The following is a 15,238-nucleotide window of genomic DNA, read 5'->3' as shown; positions in this document are numbered from 1 at the left end:
TACGAGCGCTGGGCCCTCCCCGCGCGATCACGGCGCGCCCTCGAGCGCTGGGCCCTCTCCGTAGGAGCGCCGCGACGCCCCTCTCGTCTTCCCAGGGGCGCAGGCGAGGCGGGCCGTGCGCCGCGCGGCCTCGCCGCGGCCTCCGCGGGCGTCTCGGCGAACAAGGACCGAGGCGCTCGCTCCTCCGGTGGCCGCGGGGCGTGCCGCGACGCAGCACGCCCCGCGGCCGGCGCCGGCGAGCGCACACAGCGTGGCGGCGCCGCCGCCCGCGAGGTGTGCTGTGGCGCCCGCCCGCCAGAGCGCGCCCGGCGACAGGACGCAACGTCGCTCTCCTGCGCCGATTGTTACCCAAGGTGCGCCCTTCCGGCGCGGGCTCCGCTGCCGAGGCCGGGGCAAGATCGATCGCCGTCGTCCGTCCCCCTGCATGTTGATCTCGGAGACGCGGCGCGCCTTTGCTACGTTGGTCGCCGGGACATGGCCGATCTCGCAGCCGCCCTTGTCATGGGAATCGCCCTTCTCGGGCTGATCTATTGGTATTTTCGTTCGAACAACGGCGACCGGGCACGGCCGCGCGCGGCGACGACGCCGTCGCACGGTGGCCCAGGCGCCGAGGCCCTCGATGAGGGGGAGGCAGATCTCGAAGGCTCAACCGGCGCAGCAGGCCCGCAGGAAGGCGTGCCCGCGGGCGAGAGCTCTCACGCGAAGACCACGGGTGGACACGGCCGCGCGGAGCGCGTCTCGGGCGCCGACTGGAAACGTGCGAACGGGCCGGCGCGCCGCGACGACGACGATGACGCCTTCGACGACGACGACGACCTGACGCTGATCACGCTGGCGCCGCCGGAGGTGCTGCAGAGCACGATCAAGCGCCCGAGCGCGCCGTCGTACGGCGGCGACGACGACGACGACGACGATGACGACGAGGAGCACGAGCGCGAGGAGCCCTCCGCCGTCCCGATCATCTACGACGACGAGGCGGCCGTGGACGAGCCGACGAGCTCGTCGCCGCTCCTGCTCATCAGCGCCGTCGGGCAGACGGATCCCGGCCAGAAGCGCAAGAAGAATGAGGACTGCTACCTCTGCCTTGACGAGCACTACCTGTTCGCCGTGGCGGACGGCATGGGCGGCCACGCGGGCGGCGACGTCGCCAGCCGCCTCGCGGTCGACACGATCGCGCGGGCGTTCAAGGACCCGTCGTTCGTGGACAACGACGCCGAGAGCCCCTACCCCGACGTCCCCCGCCGCGGCAGCGAGCTCGCCGTGGCGATCCAGCGGGCGAACCAGGCCATCTACGAGCGCGCCCACGCCGAGCGGAGCCTCACCGGCATGGGCACGACCCTCGTCAGCGCCCGGTTCTCGCCCAACAAGCAGCGCCTCTACATCGGCCACGTGGGCGACAGCCGCTGTTATCGCCTCCGCGACAACGAGCTGACGCAGCTCACCACCGATCACACGATGGGCGCCGCGGGGATCACCGGGCCGATGGCCAACCACCTGAGCCGGGCGATCGGGATCTCCCCCGCGGTCAAGGTCGACCTGATCATCGCTCGCCCGCACCCCGGCGACGTCTATCTCCTCTGCTCCGACGGCCTGTCGAAGATGACGACGCACGAGGCCATCCGCGACATCCTCCTCGCCGAGCCCGATCCCGAGAAGGCATCGCAGGCGCTCATCGAGAAGGCGAACGCGGGCGGCGGCCGCGACAACATCACCGTCATCCTCGTCCGGGTCAGCGACCCCAAGGATCTCGCGCGGCTCGCCTCGCGCGCCGGCGCGGGCGCCGGCGCCGGCGCCGGCGCGGGCTGATCGCCCGGCGGCCTCTCCCCTCCTCCCCCTCCCTCGTCTTCTCCCCCTCCCATCGAGATCGACCCCGCGCAGCGCCGGCCGAACGGCCCGCGCTGTCGGCGGAGCGCGCGCACGCGCTCGTCGCGCGCCATTCGCGCGCCGTTTGGCCGCTCTTACGGACAGCGTGCCTTGATTGCCACGAATACGGCCACGTTCGCTCGATGGACCGCACGATAGCCACATACGTACGCTGGCCAGAATCGTCACAGATTCGGATCTCGGCCGCTCGCAAATCACGCCAACGAGCCCATTACGCATCATCCTCCTCGATTATCACGCTGCGTGGGGCTCGCCGGGCTCGAGATTGCGCGCCAAAGAAGCGTCATGAGCTCTTGACGCGCTATGCCTCGAGAGCTCTCAATGGCCGCCGCCAACAGCCCATCAGCGGAGCCATCGAACCGGAATGCCACGCTTCTCTCTCTGCAAGATTGTTTTCGCCACTCTCCTGCTCAGCGCGCCCGCGCCGGCCGCGGAGCCGGCGCGCCGCACGCTGCGGATGCATTACAGCGAGGATCCGCGGGCGGCGTCGTGCCCGGGAGAGGGCGCGCTGCGCGAGCAGGTCCGGCGGCGCACGGGTTACGATCCCTTCCGCGACGACGCGCCCGAGGCGGTCGACGTGGCGATCGCGCCTCGCGGCGCGGCGCTGGTCGCCACCCTCACGTACCGGGACGAAGATGGCAGGGAGTCCGCCCCGCGCGATTTCAACGTTCCGAGCGGCGACGCCGCCTGCGCGCTGCTCACGAGCTACGTCGCGCTCTCGATCGCGTTCACGCTGACGCCGTTCTGGCGCGACGAGCAGGTCCCCGCGACGGCGCCGCCTCCCCCCGAGCTCGCGCCGCCTCCGGCCCCGCCGCGGCCGCGCGCGCCGCCGGCGCGCCCGCTCCCCGCGACCGAGCCCGCCGGGCGCCGGAGCGCGATCCGGGGCGGCACCGGCGTGTTCGCGCAGATCGGGCTGACCGATCAGCTGGTCGGCGGCGTCTCCTGGTTCTGCGAGGCGCGCTGGTCGGACCGCCTCTCCGTCGGTCTCGAGGTCCAGGATGCGTTCCTCCCGCTGAGCGCAGGCCCGAGCGAGGGGGGGTGGAGCCTGGGCGCCTCGAGCGCCGGCCGGCGCTCGGACGGGCAGCCGGTGCACACCCGCATGCTCGTGACGACCTCGCTCGTCCCCTGCCTCCACACGAACGACCTGCTCGCCACCTGCACCGTCGTGGAGCTCGGCGTGCTGACGCTCGCCGGGCAGCCCGGCGGCCAGAGCGGGCTGCTCCTTGTGTTCGTGGCGCTGGGGCTCCGCACCGGGGTCGAGCTCGCGCTGAACGACCGGCTCTCGCTCTCGACCCACCTCGAGCTCCTCACGGCCGTGAGGCTTCAGAAGGCCCCCCCCATCGATGTCCTGAGGGCTCCTCATCTGAGCGCGTCCGTGGGCGCCGGGGTGATCGCGGCGTTCTGAGCGCGCCGGTCGGCGCGAGCGCGCGCGGCGGCTCCGGCGCACGAAAAGGCGCGCGGGAGGCTTCCGGCAGGGCTCATGACGGTGAGGACGGCGCGGCCGCACGGATTGTGGCTGGAATTTTCGACCACCGGCCCGGTCGTCGACGCGCGCGCTCGGGCGCCGCGCGCCGCGCCGCACGGCGGGGCGCGCGTCGGCCCAGGTCGCCCGCCGGCGCGCGTCCCGCGGCGCAGAACGCCTTCTCTCTGGCACGAAGCCGCGAAATTCGCGTAGCCTTTCCTGACGGTGCTCCCGGAGTTCACCGATCCGACCGACCGCTTCATGATCGAAGCCCGCAGCCGAAGCGGCGGCATGGGCGATATTTTCAAGGGCACCGATCAGACCACCGGCGCCCCGGTCGCGATCAAGGTCCTGCGCGCCGCCGCGTCGCCCCAGGAGCGCGCCCGCTTCGCGCGCGAGATCGCGATCCTCGCCGATCTGCGGCACCCGAACATCGTCCAGTACATCGCGCACGGCACCTGGCTCGACGGGCGCCTCTTCTTCGCGATGGAGTGGCTCGACGGCGAGGACCTCGGGCAGCGCCAGCGGCGCGCGCCGCTCGGCCTGCGCGACTCGGTGGAGGTCGTCCGGCGCAGCGCGGCCGCCATGGCGGCCATCCACGCGCGCGGCGTCGTCCACCGCGACCTCAAGCTCTCCAACATCTTCCTCGTCCGCGGCAAGGGCACCGCGATCAAGCTGATCGACTTCGGCGTCGTCAAGCTCGCGACCCCGGACGACTGCCCCACCGAGCGCGGCACGATCATCGGCACCCCGCACTTCATGGCGCCCGAGCAGGCGCGCGGCGAGCCCGTGGACGCGCGGGCCGACGTCTACTCGCTGGGCTCCGTGCTGTTCCGCCTGGTCACCGGCAGGAACGTTTTCGAGACCGAGCACGCGATCGCCCTGCTCGGCCGCCTCGTGCTCGAGGACCCGCCGCGCGCGCAGCAGATCCGCTTCGACGTGCCGGAGGCGCTCGACGAGGTGATCACGCGCGCCATCGCCCGCGATCGCGAGGTGCGGTACGAGAACGGCGGCGAGCTGGCGCGCGCGCTCGCGCGCGTCGGGGAGCTCAACAACGACCCCCCCGCGACCGACAGGTCCGCGTCGGCGATCCGCCGCGCGGCGGCGCCGGAGGTCCGGTCGAGCCCGGCGAGCCCCGCCGGGCCGAGCGACGAGCGGCCGCAGGTGCGCCTCGCGACGAGCGAGCGGCGCGTGGTCGCGTGCGTGCTCTTCGAGCTCGGCGCCGGCCCGCTCCGCCCCGAGGTGGACGCCGCGCTCCGCGAGGTCCTCGGCGACGACGCGCGGCTCGAGCCGCTCCTCAGCGGGAAGATGGTCGCGGTGCTCGGCGTGGAGCGCTCGCGCGGGGACGAGGCGATGCGCGCCGCGCGGGCGGCGCTGACCGTCGCCAGGTCGACGCCGGGCGCGCGGGTCTCGGTCGCGGTCGGGCACGCGGTCCGCGGCCGCGCGAACCTCGCCGGCGAGGCGCTCGAGCGCGCGGCGCAGCAGCTGGAGTCCGCGGTGCCCGGCGAAGTCCGCATCGACGGGTACGCGACCGCGGCGCTCGAGGGGCGGTTCGTGGTGCAGGAGGACGCGCGCGGCGGCGTGCTCCTCCACGAGGACGCGGCCGGCTTCGACGCGCGCAAGCTCCTCGGGCCCCCCACGCCGACCATCGGGCGCGAGCACGAGATCGCGCGGCTCCAGGGCATCTACAGCGACATCGCCGAGGACGCGGTCCCGCGCGCCGCGCTCGTGACCGGCCCGGCCGGCATCGGCAAGAGCCGCGTCCGCGCCGAGCTGATCCAGCGCCTCGACATGGCGCCGCACGCGCCGGTCATCCTGCTCTGCCGCGGCGATCCGATGAGCCAGGGGTCGGGGCTCTCCGGCCTCGGCCGCGCCCTGCGCGCGCTCATGGGCATCCACGACGGCGAGCGCCTCGACGAGCAGGTGCAGAAGGTGAACGCCCACGTGGCGGTGCGGCTGGCCCGCCCGCTGCGGTTCCTCGCGGGCTTCATCGGGGAGCTCGCCGGCGTGCCCTTCCCCAACGACGGCAACGAGCCGCTGCGCGCCGCCCGCGAGAGCCCGCAGCTCATGGAGTCGCGCACGCGGATGGCGATCGAGGCGTTCTTCCGCTCGAAGTCCGAGAGCACGCCGCAGATCCTGGTCATCGAGGACATGCACTGGGCCGACAGCACCACCGTCGAGCTCGTCGACTGGCTGCTCGGCTGCACCGACCTCCGCTTCGGGGTCTTCGGCTTCGCGCGCCCCGAGCTCGCGAGCCGGTTCCCCTCGCTGTGGCAGGAGCGCAACGTGACCCGCGTCGCGCTCTCCCCGCTGTCGCCGCAGGCCGCCGATCGCCTCGTGGCGACCGCCCTCCCCCAGGCCGACCCGGCCACGCGCGGCGCCATCGTGCAGCGCGCCGGCGGCTACGCGCTCTTCCTGGAGGAGCTCATCCGGCACGCGGCCGAGGGGCGCGACGACGTGCCGCTCAGCGTGCAGGCGCTGGTGCAGCACCGCGTCGATCGCATGTCGAGCGGGGTGCGCGAGGTGCTGCGCGCCGCGTCCGTCTTCGGCCCGGTCTTCTGGACGGCGGGCGTCGAGGCGCTGCTCGAGCGCGCCGTGGGCGCGGAGCTCGCCGAGCTCGAGGCGGGCGAGATCATCGCGCGCCAGCTCGAGCCGCGCGTCGCCGGGCACGCGCAGTGGACGTTTCGACAGTCGCTCGTGCGCGACGCGGCGTACGCCTCGATCCTCGAGGAGGACCGCGCCGCGCTCCACCGCGCCGCGGCCGCGTGGCTCGAGTCCGCGGGCGACGTCGACCCGGGGCTCGTCGCGCGCCACGCCGAGGCCGGCGGCGAGAAGACGCGGGCCGCGCTGCTCTACGCCCGGGCGGCGCGGGCCGCGGTGGCGAGCGGCGAGGAGCTCGACGCGGCGCTCGATCTCGCGACGCGCGGGCTCGCCTGCGGGGCCGAGGGGACGACGCGCGCGACGCTCCTCGTCCACCGGGGCGAGGTGTGCGAGCTCCTCGGCCGCGCCCCCGAGGGGCTCGACGCCGCGGAGGAGGCCGCGCGCCTCGCGCTGCCCGGCTCGGACCTGTGGGGCGAGGCGCAGCTGCTCGCGGTGCGGTGCATGATCGCGGCCGGCCAGAGCGCGGAGGCGGACGCGCGCGCCGCCTCCGCGCTCTCGCCGCAGTTCGCGGCGGCGCTCTCGCCGCAGATCCGCGCGACGCTGCTCGCGTCGCGCGTGCGCGCCCTCGTGGACCTGAGCCGGCCCGCCGAGGCGCTCGGCGCCGCGGAGGCGGCGGTCGAGGTCGCGCGCGCGAGCGGCTCGACGGCCGCGCTCCTCCACACCCGGGAGGCGCACCTCGCCGCGCTGATGCACGTCGGCGACCTGTCCGCCGCGGCCTCCGCGGGCGCGTCGCTCGTCGCCGACGCCGACGCCGAGGGCGACGCCGTCATCGCGGCCAAGGCGCGCCTGAACACCGGGTCGGTGCTGAACCAGCTCGGTCTGTTCGAGGAGGCGCAGGCGCTGCTCGAGCGCGCGCTGCAGGGCGCGCGGAGCCGGAAGCTCCGGGCGCTCGAGGGCTTCGCGCTCCACAACCTCGGCATGTCGTACGCGCGGCTCGGCAACCTCGAGGAGGGCATCGCGCACGAGCGCCAGGCGGGCCGCATCGCCGACGAGTGCCACGTCGCGCGCCTCAGGATCGCCGGCCGGCTGTACGAGGCGATCTTCCTCGTCTGGCGCGGCGCGCCCGGCGACTACGGCACCGCCCACTCGATCGCGCGCTGGCTCTGCGAGGAGACCGCGCGCCACGCGACCGCGCTGCAGGCGATGGCGAGCTTCGCGCTCGCCCGCGTCCAGCTGGCGCGGCGCGAGCTCCGGGCCGCGGTCGACGCCGCGCGGGAGGCCGCGCGCCACCTGGAGGGCGGGCCGATCGAGGAGTGGAACGACGCGATCCGCCTCACGCTCGTGGAGGCCCTCCTCGCGGCCGGGGAGGAGCGCGAGGCGCACGCGGCGCTCGACGCCGCGTTCACCGCCCTCCGCGCGCGCGTCGACGCCCTCCGCGATCCCCGCCACCGCGAGGCGTTCCTGCGCGGGAGCGACGATGTCGGGCGGCTCATCGCCCTCGCCCGCGAGCGCCTCGGCCGCTCGCTGCCCGCGGCCTCGGCGGCGCACGCGGCGGACGCGTCCGTCCATCGGGCCGCTGCAGCGCCGTCGCGGGGCAGGAGCGCGACGAAGACCGCCAGCGCCGTCTCGCGGAAGGATCGCGCCGACGCGCCGGGCGGCGACCCCGCGGGGCAGCGCGGCGCGGGGCCGGCGCAGGGCAAGGAGGCGCACGGCGACGGCGCGGCGGCTCCGGCGCGCGAGAAGGGCGCGCCACGTTCTTGACGTTGGGTGGCCAGGTAGCTAAGGCCATGCCCGATGCAAGACAACGCTCCTGAGCGGCCCTCCGCGCGCTGTTCCACGCTCTCCAGCTCCGTGCGTTCGGCCGACGCGAGCCGGTGTGCTGCGCCCCCTGCCCGCCGAGCCGCGGGCCGACGCCCCGCGGCGCGCCTCCTGCCGCTGCTCGCCGCCGCGGCGCTGGGCGGGGCGGCGCTCCTGTCGTCCGCGCCCGCGTCGGCGCAGTCGAAGATCGCCGTCGTCGACGTGCGCCGCGCCATGCTGGAGACGGAGGAAGGGCTCCGCGTCCAGGCGACGCTCAAGAAGCTGTTCGACAGCCGCCAGGTCGAGCTCGACACGAAGCAGCGCGCGCTCGCCGACGAGCGCGACAAGCTCGACAAGGAGGCCCAGGCGGGCAAGACGCCGAAGGACGCGCTCCAGCGCCGGTTCGAGACGTGGCAGCGCCAGGCCGCCGAGCTCCAGGCGACGATGGTCGACTACCAGCGCGAGATGCAGCGCAAGGAGAGCGAGCTGACCACGCCGATCCTGCAGAAGGTCCTCGGCCTGCTCCGCCGCCTCGCCGCGCAGGAGGGGTACGACCTCATCCTCGACAAGTCGGCCGCGCCCTATTACCGCGCCGATCTCGAGCTCACCGATCGCGCCATCCAGATGTACAACAGCGGGCAGGTCGGCGACGCGGCGCCCGCGAAGGGCGCGCCGCCGGCCAAGGGCGCGGCGCCCGCGGCCCCGGCGAAGCCGGCCGCGCCGGCCAAGAAGTAACCGAGCCGCGTCGGCCCTTGGAGCGGCGCGCGCCGCTCCGTCGGGGAGGTGATCCGGTGAGCTCTTCTCTCGTCGGCCGGGGAGCGCGCCTCGCGGCCTGGATCGGGCTCGGCGCCGCGGGCGCCCTCGCCGCACCCACGGCGTGCCTGTACCCCGACTACACCTTCGACGAGCCGGAGCCCTCGGGGAGCGCCGGCACGGGCGGCGATGCCGGCGCGGAGGACTGCTCGAACGGCGCCGACGACGACGGCGACCGGCTTGTCGACTGCGCGGACCCTGCGTGCGGCGACTTCGTATGCACGACGGCCGTGCCGGAGGGCTGGAGCGGCTACTTCGCGCTGTTCGACGGGGAGCCCGCGAGGGACCCAGGCTGCCCCGACGCGTTCGCCGCGGGGGAGCCGTTCATCGGCAACCGCGGCCTGTTCGCGCCGCCGGCGAGCTGCACGTGCTCGTGCGGCCCCGTGCAGGGACAGCGGTGCGCGGCGCTGGAGAACATCGCGATCAGCGTGAGCGACGCGCCGTGCGATTCGCCCTGGGTCTGCGCCTGGAACCTGGAGCCCATCCCCGGCTGGATGCCGGATCAGTGCGCCGGGCCCGACGGCGTCTTCGGCGGCGGGGCGGCCTGCGAGCCGGCGGAAGACCTGTGCGATGCGAGCGCCGAGGCGCACCCGTGCGTCGTGTCGGTCTCCGCGGAGCCGCTCGGCGCGACCGGGGGGAGCTGCACGCCGAACCCCGTGCAGATCGATGCGCCGCCTCCGCGATGGACGGGGCTCGGGCGCGCGTGCCCCGCGCCGCCGGCTGGCCAGGGCTGCAACGTCGGCCGGGTCTGCGTGCCCAGGCCGGGCGCGCCGTTCGAGGGCGGGCTCTGCATCGCGAAGGACGGCGACAACGCCTGCCCGCCGGGCGCGTACACCGAGAAGCACGTGTTCTTCACCGAGATCGAAGACGACCGCGCCTGCAAGGACGACTGCTCGTGCGGCGATCCGTCGAACGGCACGTGCCGGACGACGATCGCCCTCTACGCCGACAACGCGGAGGACACGTGCGAGACGCCGGTGGTCGAGGTCCTCGCTGGCGGGTGCGAGAACGTCGAGGGAAACCCCACGATCGTCGGGCGCAAGGTGACGTCGGCGACGCCCACCGGGGGCGCGTGCGCGCCGAGCGGCGGCGCTGCGACGGGGACGGCCCGGGGCGCCGCCCCGAGGACGTTCTGCTGCCAGAGCCAGGGCTGAGGGGCCCGGAGGGCGCCGACCGGCCCGCGGGCGCCGAGGCGACCCGGCCGGAGCGGCCCCGGCGGCCTCAGAACCTGCCGGCGACGCTGAGGCCCGCGAGGTCGGCGCCGGGCGCCCGCGGCAGGACCTCCGCGCGGCGGGCGCGCCCGCCGGCGCTCCGCCGCGCCGCGGACCGGGCAGCGGCGGCGCTCGAGTCCGGCTCGGCGGCGGCGCCCGCGGCCGGCTCGGCGGCGCCGCCGCTGCTCGTCGCGAGCAGGACGATGCCCGCGGCGACGGAGGCGACGCCGAGCCCGATCGCCGCCTCGGCGACGCCCGTGTAGAGCCGGCCCCGGTCGGCGGTGGGCCTGGCCGAGGGAGGGCAGCTCCTGTCGCCGCCGCACAGCGCGTCGAGATCGCTCAGCGTGCCGGCGCGGAGGCCGAGGAAGACGCCGCCCGCGGCGCCGAGCGCGATCCCGGCGCCGAGCGCCACGAGGCCCGGCACCTTCGACGGCTGCCCCGCCGCCGGCGGCGCTCTGCTCTCCGTCGCCGCCGGCGCTCCCGGCGGCGGCGCGCCCGCGGTGGGCGCGGCGGCCGCCGGCGGCTCGGCGATCGAGATCTCCACGGTCTTCGCGTGCCCCTCCTCGAGCGTGACCGTCTCCCGCACGACCTCGCGGCCGCCGATCCGGGCGGCGACCACGTGGGGCCCGGGGTCGACGGGGATGTCACCGCTCATCTCCGCCGCGCCGAGCGCGGTGCCGTCGAGCAGGATCGTCGCGGTGAGCGCCCCCGCGCCGCGGCGGATCGCGAGCCTCGGGACGCGCGCCTCGAGATCCTCGATCCGCGCGCCGACGTTCGCGGTGACGTCGTTCGCCCTCGGGTCGCCCGCGGCCGCGGCCGCGGCCATGCGGTAGTTGCCGAGCGCCGAGACGAGCTTGCCGAGCCGCGCCTCGCACTCGGCGATGTTGAACAGCACCTGCGGCGTGCGCCGCACGCTCGCGACCGCCTGGAACCTCGCGAGCGCCGCGGCGCAGTTGTTCGCCGCGCTGAGCGCGACGCCCTCCTGGAAGAGCACCCGCGCCGCCGCGAGCTCCTCCTTCGTCTGGGCCCTCGCCGGAGGCGCCGCGACCAGCGCGGCGCCGAGCGCCGCGGCCGCGAGGATCCGCCTGCCGGTCTTGCGAAGTCCGCCCTGGTCCATGATCCCCTCGGCGGGCGCAGGGCCCCGCTCGGGCCATGGTCCCTCCATGGCGCGCGGCGCGGCAAGGCCGGCAGACCGCGCCGCCTGCGCGGCGCGACGGCTCGGCGCTGGAGTTCCTCCTGCTGCCGTGGCCCGCGCGACGAACGAGGCGCTCCGCGACGCCGCCCGCCCCCTCGCTCACCCCGCGCGCCGGCGCGGCCGCGTCCAGCGCCCCGGCGCGCCCGAGGCGCGCGCGGCGATCGGCCGCCACGCCGCGATGGCCTCCTCCTGCGCCACCACGAAATCGTGCGGATCGAAGCGCACGAAGGCCCCGGTGCGGACGATGAGCTCGCGCTGGAGGTGCCGCCGCTCCGCCGGGGTCACCCGGCCCGCGTCGAGCTCGTCGAGCACGACCTCCGGCGAGTACGGTCGCCCGCGCCGGTACCGCGCGCCGAGGTCCCAGCCCTGGCAGCGCTCCATCCAGAACGCACGCCAGCGCGCGGCGTCCACCGTGGGCAGCTCCACCAGCTCGGGCGCCGGCGCCGGCGGCAGATCGCGGGGGTCGCTCACCAGCTGCGCGAGCTTGAGCTCGCGGGGCTCGCCCACGTCGGGGTCGGGCGGATCGGCGACCACGATCTCCTCGTCCTCCACCGCGACCTCTTCCCACATCCCGGCGCCGGTGATCCGCTCCAGCGCGAAGGCCGCGGCGAGCTTCACCGCCTTGTCCCCGTCGCGCTCGAGCAGATCGATGAGCGGCGGCACCGCCGACGCCGCGCCCGTCCAGCCCACGGCCGCGAGCAGGCCCTCGCGCGGCGCCTCGAAGGCGCGCGCGACGAGGTGCCGCGCGTCCGCCTCGTCGCCCGCGATCGCGAGCAGGAGCGCCGCCGCATCGCCGCCCTCCGGCGCCTCCATCGCGCCGCGCAGCGCGATCGAGGCGTGCGGGTGGTCCGAGAGCGCCATGGCCGTCCAGGCGGCCTCGCGGAGCGCCGGGTCCTCGGCCGCGAGGGCCCGCTGGATCAGCTCGGGCAAGCGCTGGCTCGCCCCGCAGCCGAGGTGGTAGAGCGCCCGCGCGGCGACCGGGGCCGCGTCGTCCGAGGCCGCGGCGACGAGCTCGTCCTCGGTCGCGAGGCCGCGGTACGCGAGGACGTCGATCGCCATCGCGCGGACCAGCGGCTCGGGCTCGCGGAGCAGGCCGCGGAGCGCGAGCGGCAGGAGCTCGTGCGGGACGAGCTTCAGGGCGGCGCCGAGCCCCTCGATGAACGCCTTGTCCCGGCCGCTCCGGAGCAGCGCGAGCTCCGCCGCGGCGAGCGCGTCGCGGCCCGCGAAGCAGCCGAGCACCATCGCGCTCGCGAAGGCCAGGCTAGGATCCTTCACCGGGGCCTCGGCCACGAGCCGCGGCACGTGCTCGAGCGCCGGCGCCCCGATCGCCGCGACCACGTCGATGGCCGCCAGCATGCGCCGCTCGAGGACCAGCGCCCCGCGGAACGGGTCCCCGAGCAGCGGCGCCCGCTGCATGCCGACCATCGCGACCTCCTCGAAGCACTCGCGGGTGCGGGCGCGGAGGAAGGCGAGATCGTCGATCGCGGCGCCGACGTCGCGCGCGAAGCCCGGCGGCGGCGGACGCGCGGGCGGATCGTCGTCGCGCCGCGCCGCGAGCGGCCGCGCCTCCGCCGCGGCGGGGAGCGCGCCGGGCGCGGGCGCCCGCTGCTTCAGCGCCTCGACGGCCGCCTTGAGCTCCTCGAACGTCTTCGGCCGCGCGATCGGCGGCGGCGGCTTGGCGACGAGCTCGGCCGGGGGCGGCTCCGGGACCTTGATCCTCGGCGCGAGCGACGCGCGCGGGACCGCGTGCAGCCGCGGCCGATCGCGGCTCGCCCGGATCGGCGGCGGGTCGAGCGGCGATGCCGGCGGCACGGCGGCGAGCCGCGCCTCGGCGCGCTCGAGCCAGGCGCGCGCGCTCCGCAGCAGCTCGCCCACCGCCGCGAGGCCCGCCTCGAGCCCCGCCGCCTCGCCGACGGCCGCAGCAGCGCCGTCGACCGCCGCCGCGGCGGCGCGCACGGCCGCGACGCGATCGGCGCGGCCGTCGAAGGCGTCGTAGATCGCGCCGAGGGCGCGTTCCAGGGCGCGCGCGGGCCCGGTCAGGTCGGTGACCGGCTCGACGTCGTGCTCGAGCGACAGCGCCGCGCGGCGGAGCGCGGCGTGCGCGCTCTCGAGCGCGTCGTGGGCGAGCAGGTCGAGGCTGCCGGGAGCGGAGGGCTGCCCCTCCTGACCGCCGGGCGCGACGAAGGGCAGGTACGAGAAGGACACCCGCCATGGATACACCCACGCGGAGGAGGCCCCAAGCCGCGCGCTGAGGTAGCCTGGCCGCGCGATGAAGGATCCTGCGCAGGACGTCGAGGTCTACGCGACGCTGGCCGCCCGGCTCGCGGACCCGGGCGAAGACCGCGCGGCGCTCCTCGCGGAGCACGGGCTCGACGAGGCGGGGTGGGAGGCGCTCGACGACGCGTGGCAGGCGCGGCTCTCCGAGGCGGACGAGGACGACGGCGATGAGGTGGGCGTGCCGCCGCTCGTCGCCGCCTTCGCCGAGACGTTCGCCCGGGTCCAGCGCGGCCGCGCGAAGGGCGAGCTGTCGTTCGAGCGGTTCCTCGAGGCGGCGCGCGCGATGAAGCGGGGCACCGACATGGCGACGGTGCTGAGCCGGCTGGACCTGACGCTGGAGGACTACCTGAGCGCGCAGCAGCGATGGACCGCGGCGATGCTGGAGGACGACGAGCTCATGGCGCAGTTTCAGCGGGCGATGAGGTAGCGGGGATGGCCGCGGGGCGAGATCGGCCGGCGCGACCGGCGCATCGCTGAGCGGCGAAGGGGCGTAGGCTCGGGGGAGGCATGGTGGAGAGCGAGGGGCGCGAGGGGACGGTCCGATCGATCACGCTCGAGGAGCTCGCCGCCATCGCCGGGGCCCTCGAGGCGGGGTTGCCGCGGGACGAGGTGCTCGTCGGGGCGGGGCTCTCGGTCGAGGCGTGGGAGGCGGCGCGGGAGCGCTGGATGTCGAGGCTCGCCGCGCAGGCCGCCCGGGGGCAGCTGCGATCGAGCCAGCGGTACCTGGAGCTCGTCGCGGAGCAGAGGGGCCGCGCCGAGGCGAAGGCGCGGGATGCGCGCCGGAAGCTGGAGGGGCCGGTGCCGGTGGCGCCTGCGGCGCACCTCTCCCCGCTGCGGAGCGCGCCCCGGGACGGGGCGGCGCCGACGTCCGCCGCAGGCGCGGGCGGCGAGGCGGCTGCGCGCTCGCCGTGGGCCAGGATGGGCGCCGGCGCGCCGCCGGTGCCTGGCCGCGTGGAGGTGCCGGCGCTGGCGTCGGCCGTGCCGTCGCCGCCCCCGCCGGCCATGCCGCCGCCGGTGCCTGCGGTCACCCCCGCGGCGAGCTCGGAGCCGCCGCCGACGGCGCCGAGGGGCGGCGTGACGCTCTTCGGCATGCAGGCGGTCGCGCCGCGCGAGGCGCTGCCCTTCCGTCGGGACGCTTCGAGCGCACCTCCGGCCGAGAGCGCCGCGACCCCGGCCGCAGCGAGCCTGAATGCCACGCGCATCGGGGCGGTCAGCCCGCTGTCGGCCGACAAGGCCTTGCCCTTCGCTCGCTCGGCCCCTGTCGCTCCGACCGACAAGGCCCTGCCCTTCTCGCGCCCCAGCCCTCCGCCTCCAGCCGACAACGCCCTGCCCTTCGCGCGGACGGGCCCTATCGCTCCGACCGACAAGGCCCCTCTGCCCTTCGCGCGATCCGCGCCTTCACCCCCGGCCGACAAGGCCCTGCCCTTCGCGCAATCCGCGCCTTCACCCCCGGCCGACAAGGCCCTGCCCTTCTCTCGCCCTGCCTCCTCGCCTCCGGCCGACAGCGCGCTTCCCTTCGCGCGCTCCGCCCCTGCGCAGCCCGTCCGTGACGAGACCGCGCCGCTGCCGCCTCAGCGCTCGTCGGGGAGCTGGGCCCTGCCCTTCCAGCAGCCGAGCTCCGCCCCCGGCACGCCCGCGATCGCGTCGACCTCCCCGCCCGCCGCGCGGGCGCAGGCCGAGGTCGACGAGCAAGAGATGCGGCGCGTGGAGCGGATCACCCTCGGAGAGTACGCGCACATCTGCGCCGACCTGCGAGAGCGCCCGGGACACGAGCAGCAGATCCAGAGCCGTATTGGGCTCAGCCCGCAGAGCTGGGCCGCGCTCCACGCGATGTGGCACGAGCGCTTCCAGGCCGATCCGGCGCTCAAGGCGCGGTGGCAAGCGCTCATCGAGCAGAGCGCGCAGCGCTGAGCCACGAGCGCCGAGGCGGGGCTCCTCCTGCCCTGACGCATGAGCAACCAGGGCGCGGGCTCTGGGATGACGAACCGCTCGTCCCGC

General features: G+C 76.1%; 9 protein-coding genes. 7 read left to right on the top strand and 2 right to left on the bottom strand.

Going from position 1 to position 15,238, the window contains the following annotated elements; genetic code table 11:
* Positions 1–501 precede the first annotated feature (501 nt).
* The 5 genes from WMF33_RS18495 to WMF33_RS18475 all read left to right on the top strand — a co-directional run bounded on the left by WMF33_RS18495 (position 502) and on the right by WMF33_RS18475 (position 9,711).
* Positions 502–1,806: a PP2C family protein-serine/threonine phosphatase gene (locus tag WMF33_RS18495; RefSeq protein WP_437338363.1), complete on the top strand. Its 1,305-nt coding sequence runs from the start codon at positions 502–504 to the stop codon at positions 1,804–1,806.
* Positions 1,807–2,248: 442 nt separating this feature from the next.
* Positions 2,249–3,289: a hypothetical protein gene (locus WMF33_RS18490; RefSeq protein ID WP_437338362.1), complete on the top strand. Its 1,041-nt coding sequence runs from the start codon at positions 2,249–2,251 to the stop codon at positions 3,287–3,289.
* Between the two features lie 282 nt (positions 3,290–3,571).
* Entirely contained in the window at positions 3,572–7,708 is a 4,137-nt protein-coding gene (locus WMF33_RS18485; RefSeq protein WP_437338361.1) for a serine/threonine-protein kinase, read from the top strand.
* A 90-nt stretch (positions 7,709–7,798) separates the two neighbouring features.
* Entirely contained in the window at positions 7,799–8,479 is a 681-nt protein-coding gene (locus tag WMF33_RS18480) for an OmpH family outer membrane protein (protein WP_437338360.1), read from the top strand.
* Between the two features lie 56 nt (positions 8,480–8,535).
* Positions 8,536–9,711, top strand: a complete 1,176-nt coding sequence (locus WMF33_RS18475; protein ID WP_437338359.1) for a hypothetical protein — start codon at positions 8,536–8,538, stop codon at positions 9,709–9,711.
* Between the two features lie 67 nt (positions 9,712–9,778).
* Here the strand turns inward: WMF33_RS18475 and WMF33_RS18470 are convergent, their stop codons facing one another.
* Together WMF33_RS18470 and WMF33_RS18465 are read right to left on the bottom strand one after the other, a co-directional pair.
* A complete protein-coding gene (locus WMF33_RS18470) occupies positions 9,779–10,885 on the bottom strand; it encodes a hypothetical protein (RefSeq protein ID WP_437338358.1) in 1,107 nt (368 codons plus the stop codon).
* Between the two features lie 177 nt (positions 10,886–11,062).
* Entirely contained in the window at positions 11,063–13,168 is a 2,106-nt protein-coding gene (locus WMF33_RS18465; protein ID WP_437338357.1) for a hypothetical protein, read from the bottom strand.
* Between the two features lie 64 nt (positions 13,169–13,232).
* Between WMF33_RS18465 and WMF33_RS18460 the strand changes: the two genes are divergently transcribed.
* Positions 13,233–13,667 carry a hypothetical protein gene (locus WMF33_RS18460; RefSeq protein WP_061621220.1) on the top strand — a complete coding sequence of 145 codons (435 nt, stop codon included), beginning with the start codon at positions 13,233–13,235 and terminating at the stop codon, positions 13,665–13,667.
* 80 nt (positions 13,668–13,747) lie between these two features.
* Entirely contained in the window at positions 13,748–15,151 is a 1,404-nt protein-coding gene (locus tag WMF33_RS18455; RefSeq protein WP_437338356.1) for a hypothetical protein, read from the top strand.
* Positions 15,152–15,238: the final 87 nt, after the last annotated feature.

The organism is Sorangium sp. So ce394, assembly GCF_051474665.1.
Classification (GTDB): domain Bacteria; phylum Myxococcota_A; class Polyangia; order Polyangiales; family Polyangiaceae; genus Sorangium; species Sorangium cellulosum_D.
Note: the sequence above shows the minus strand (reverse complement) of the source record. Positions and strands in the feature narration are given on the sequence as shown.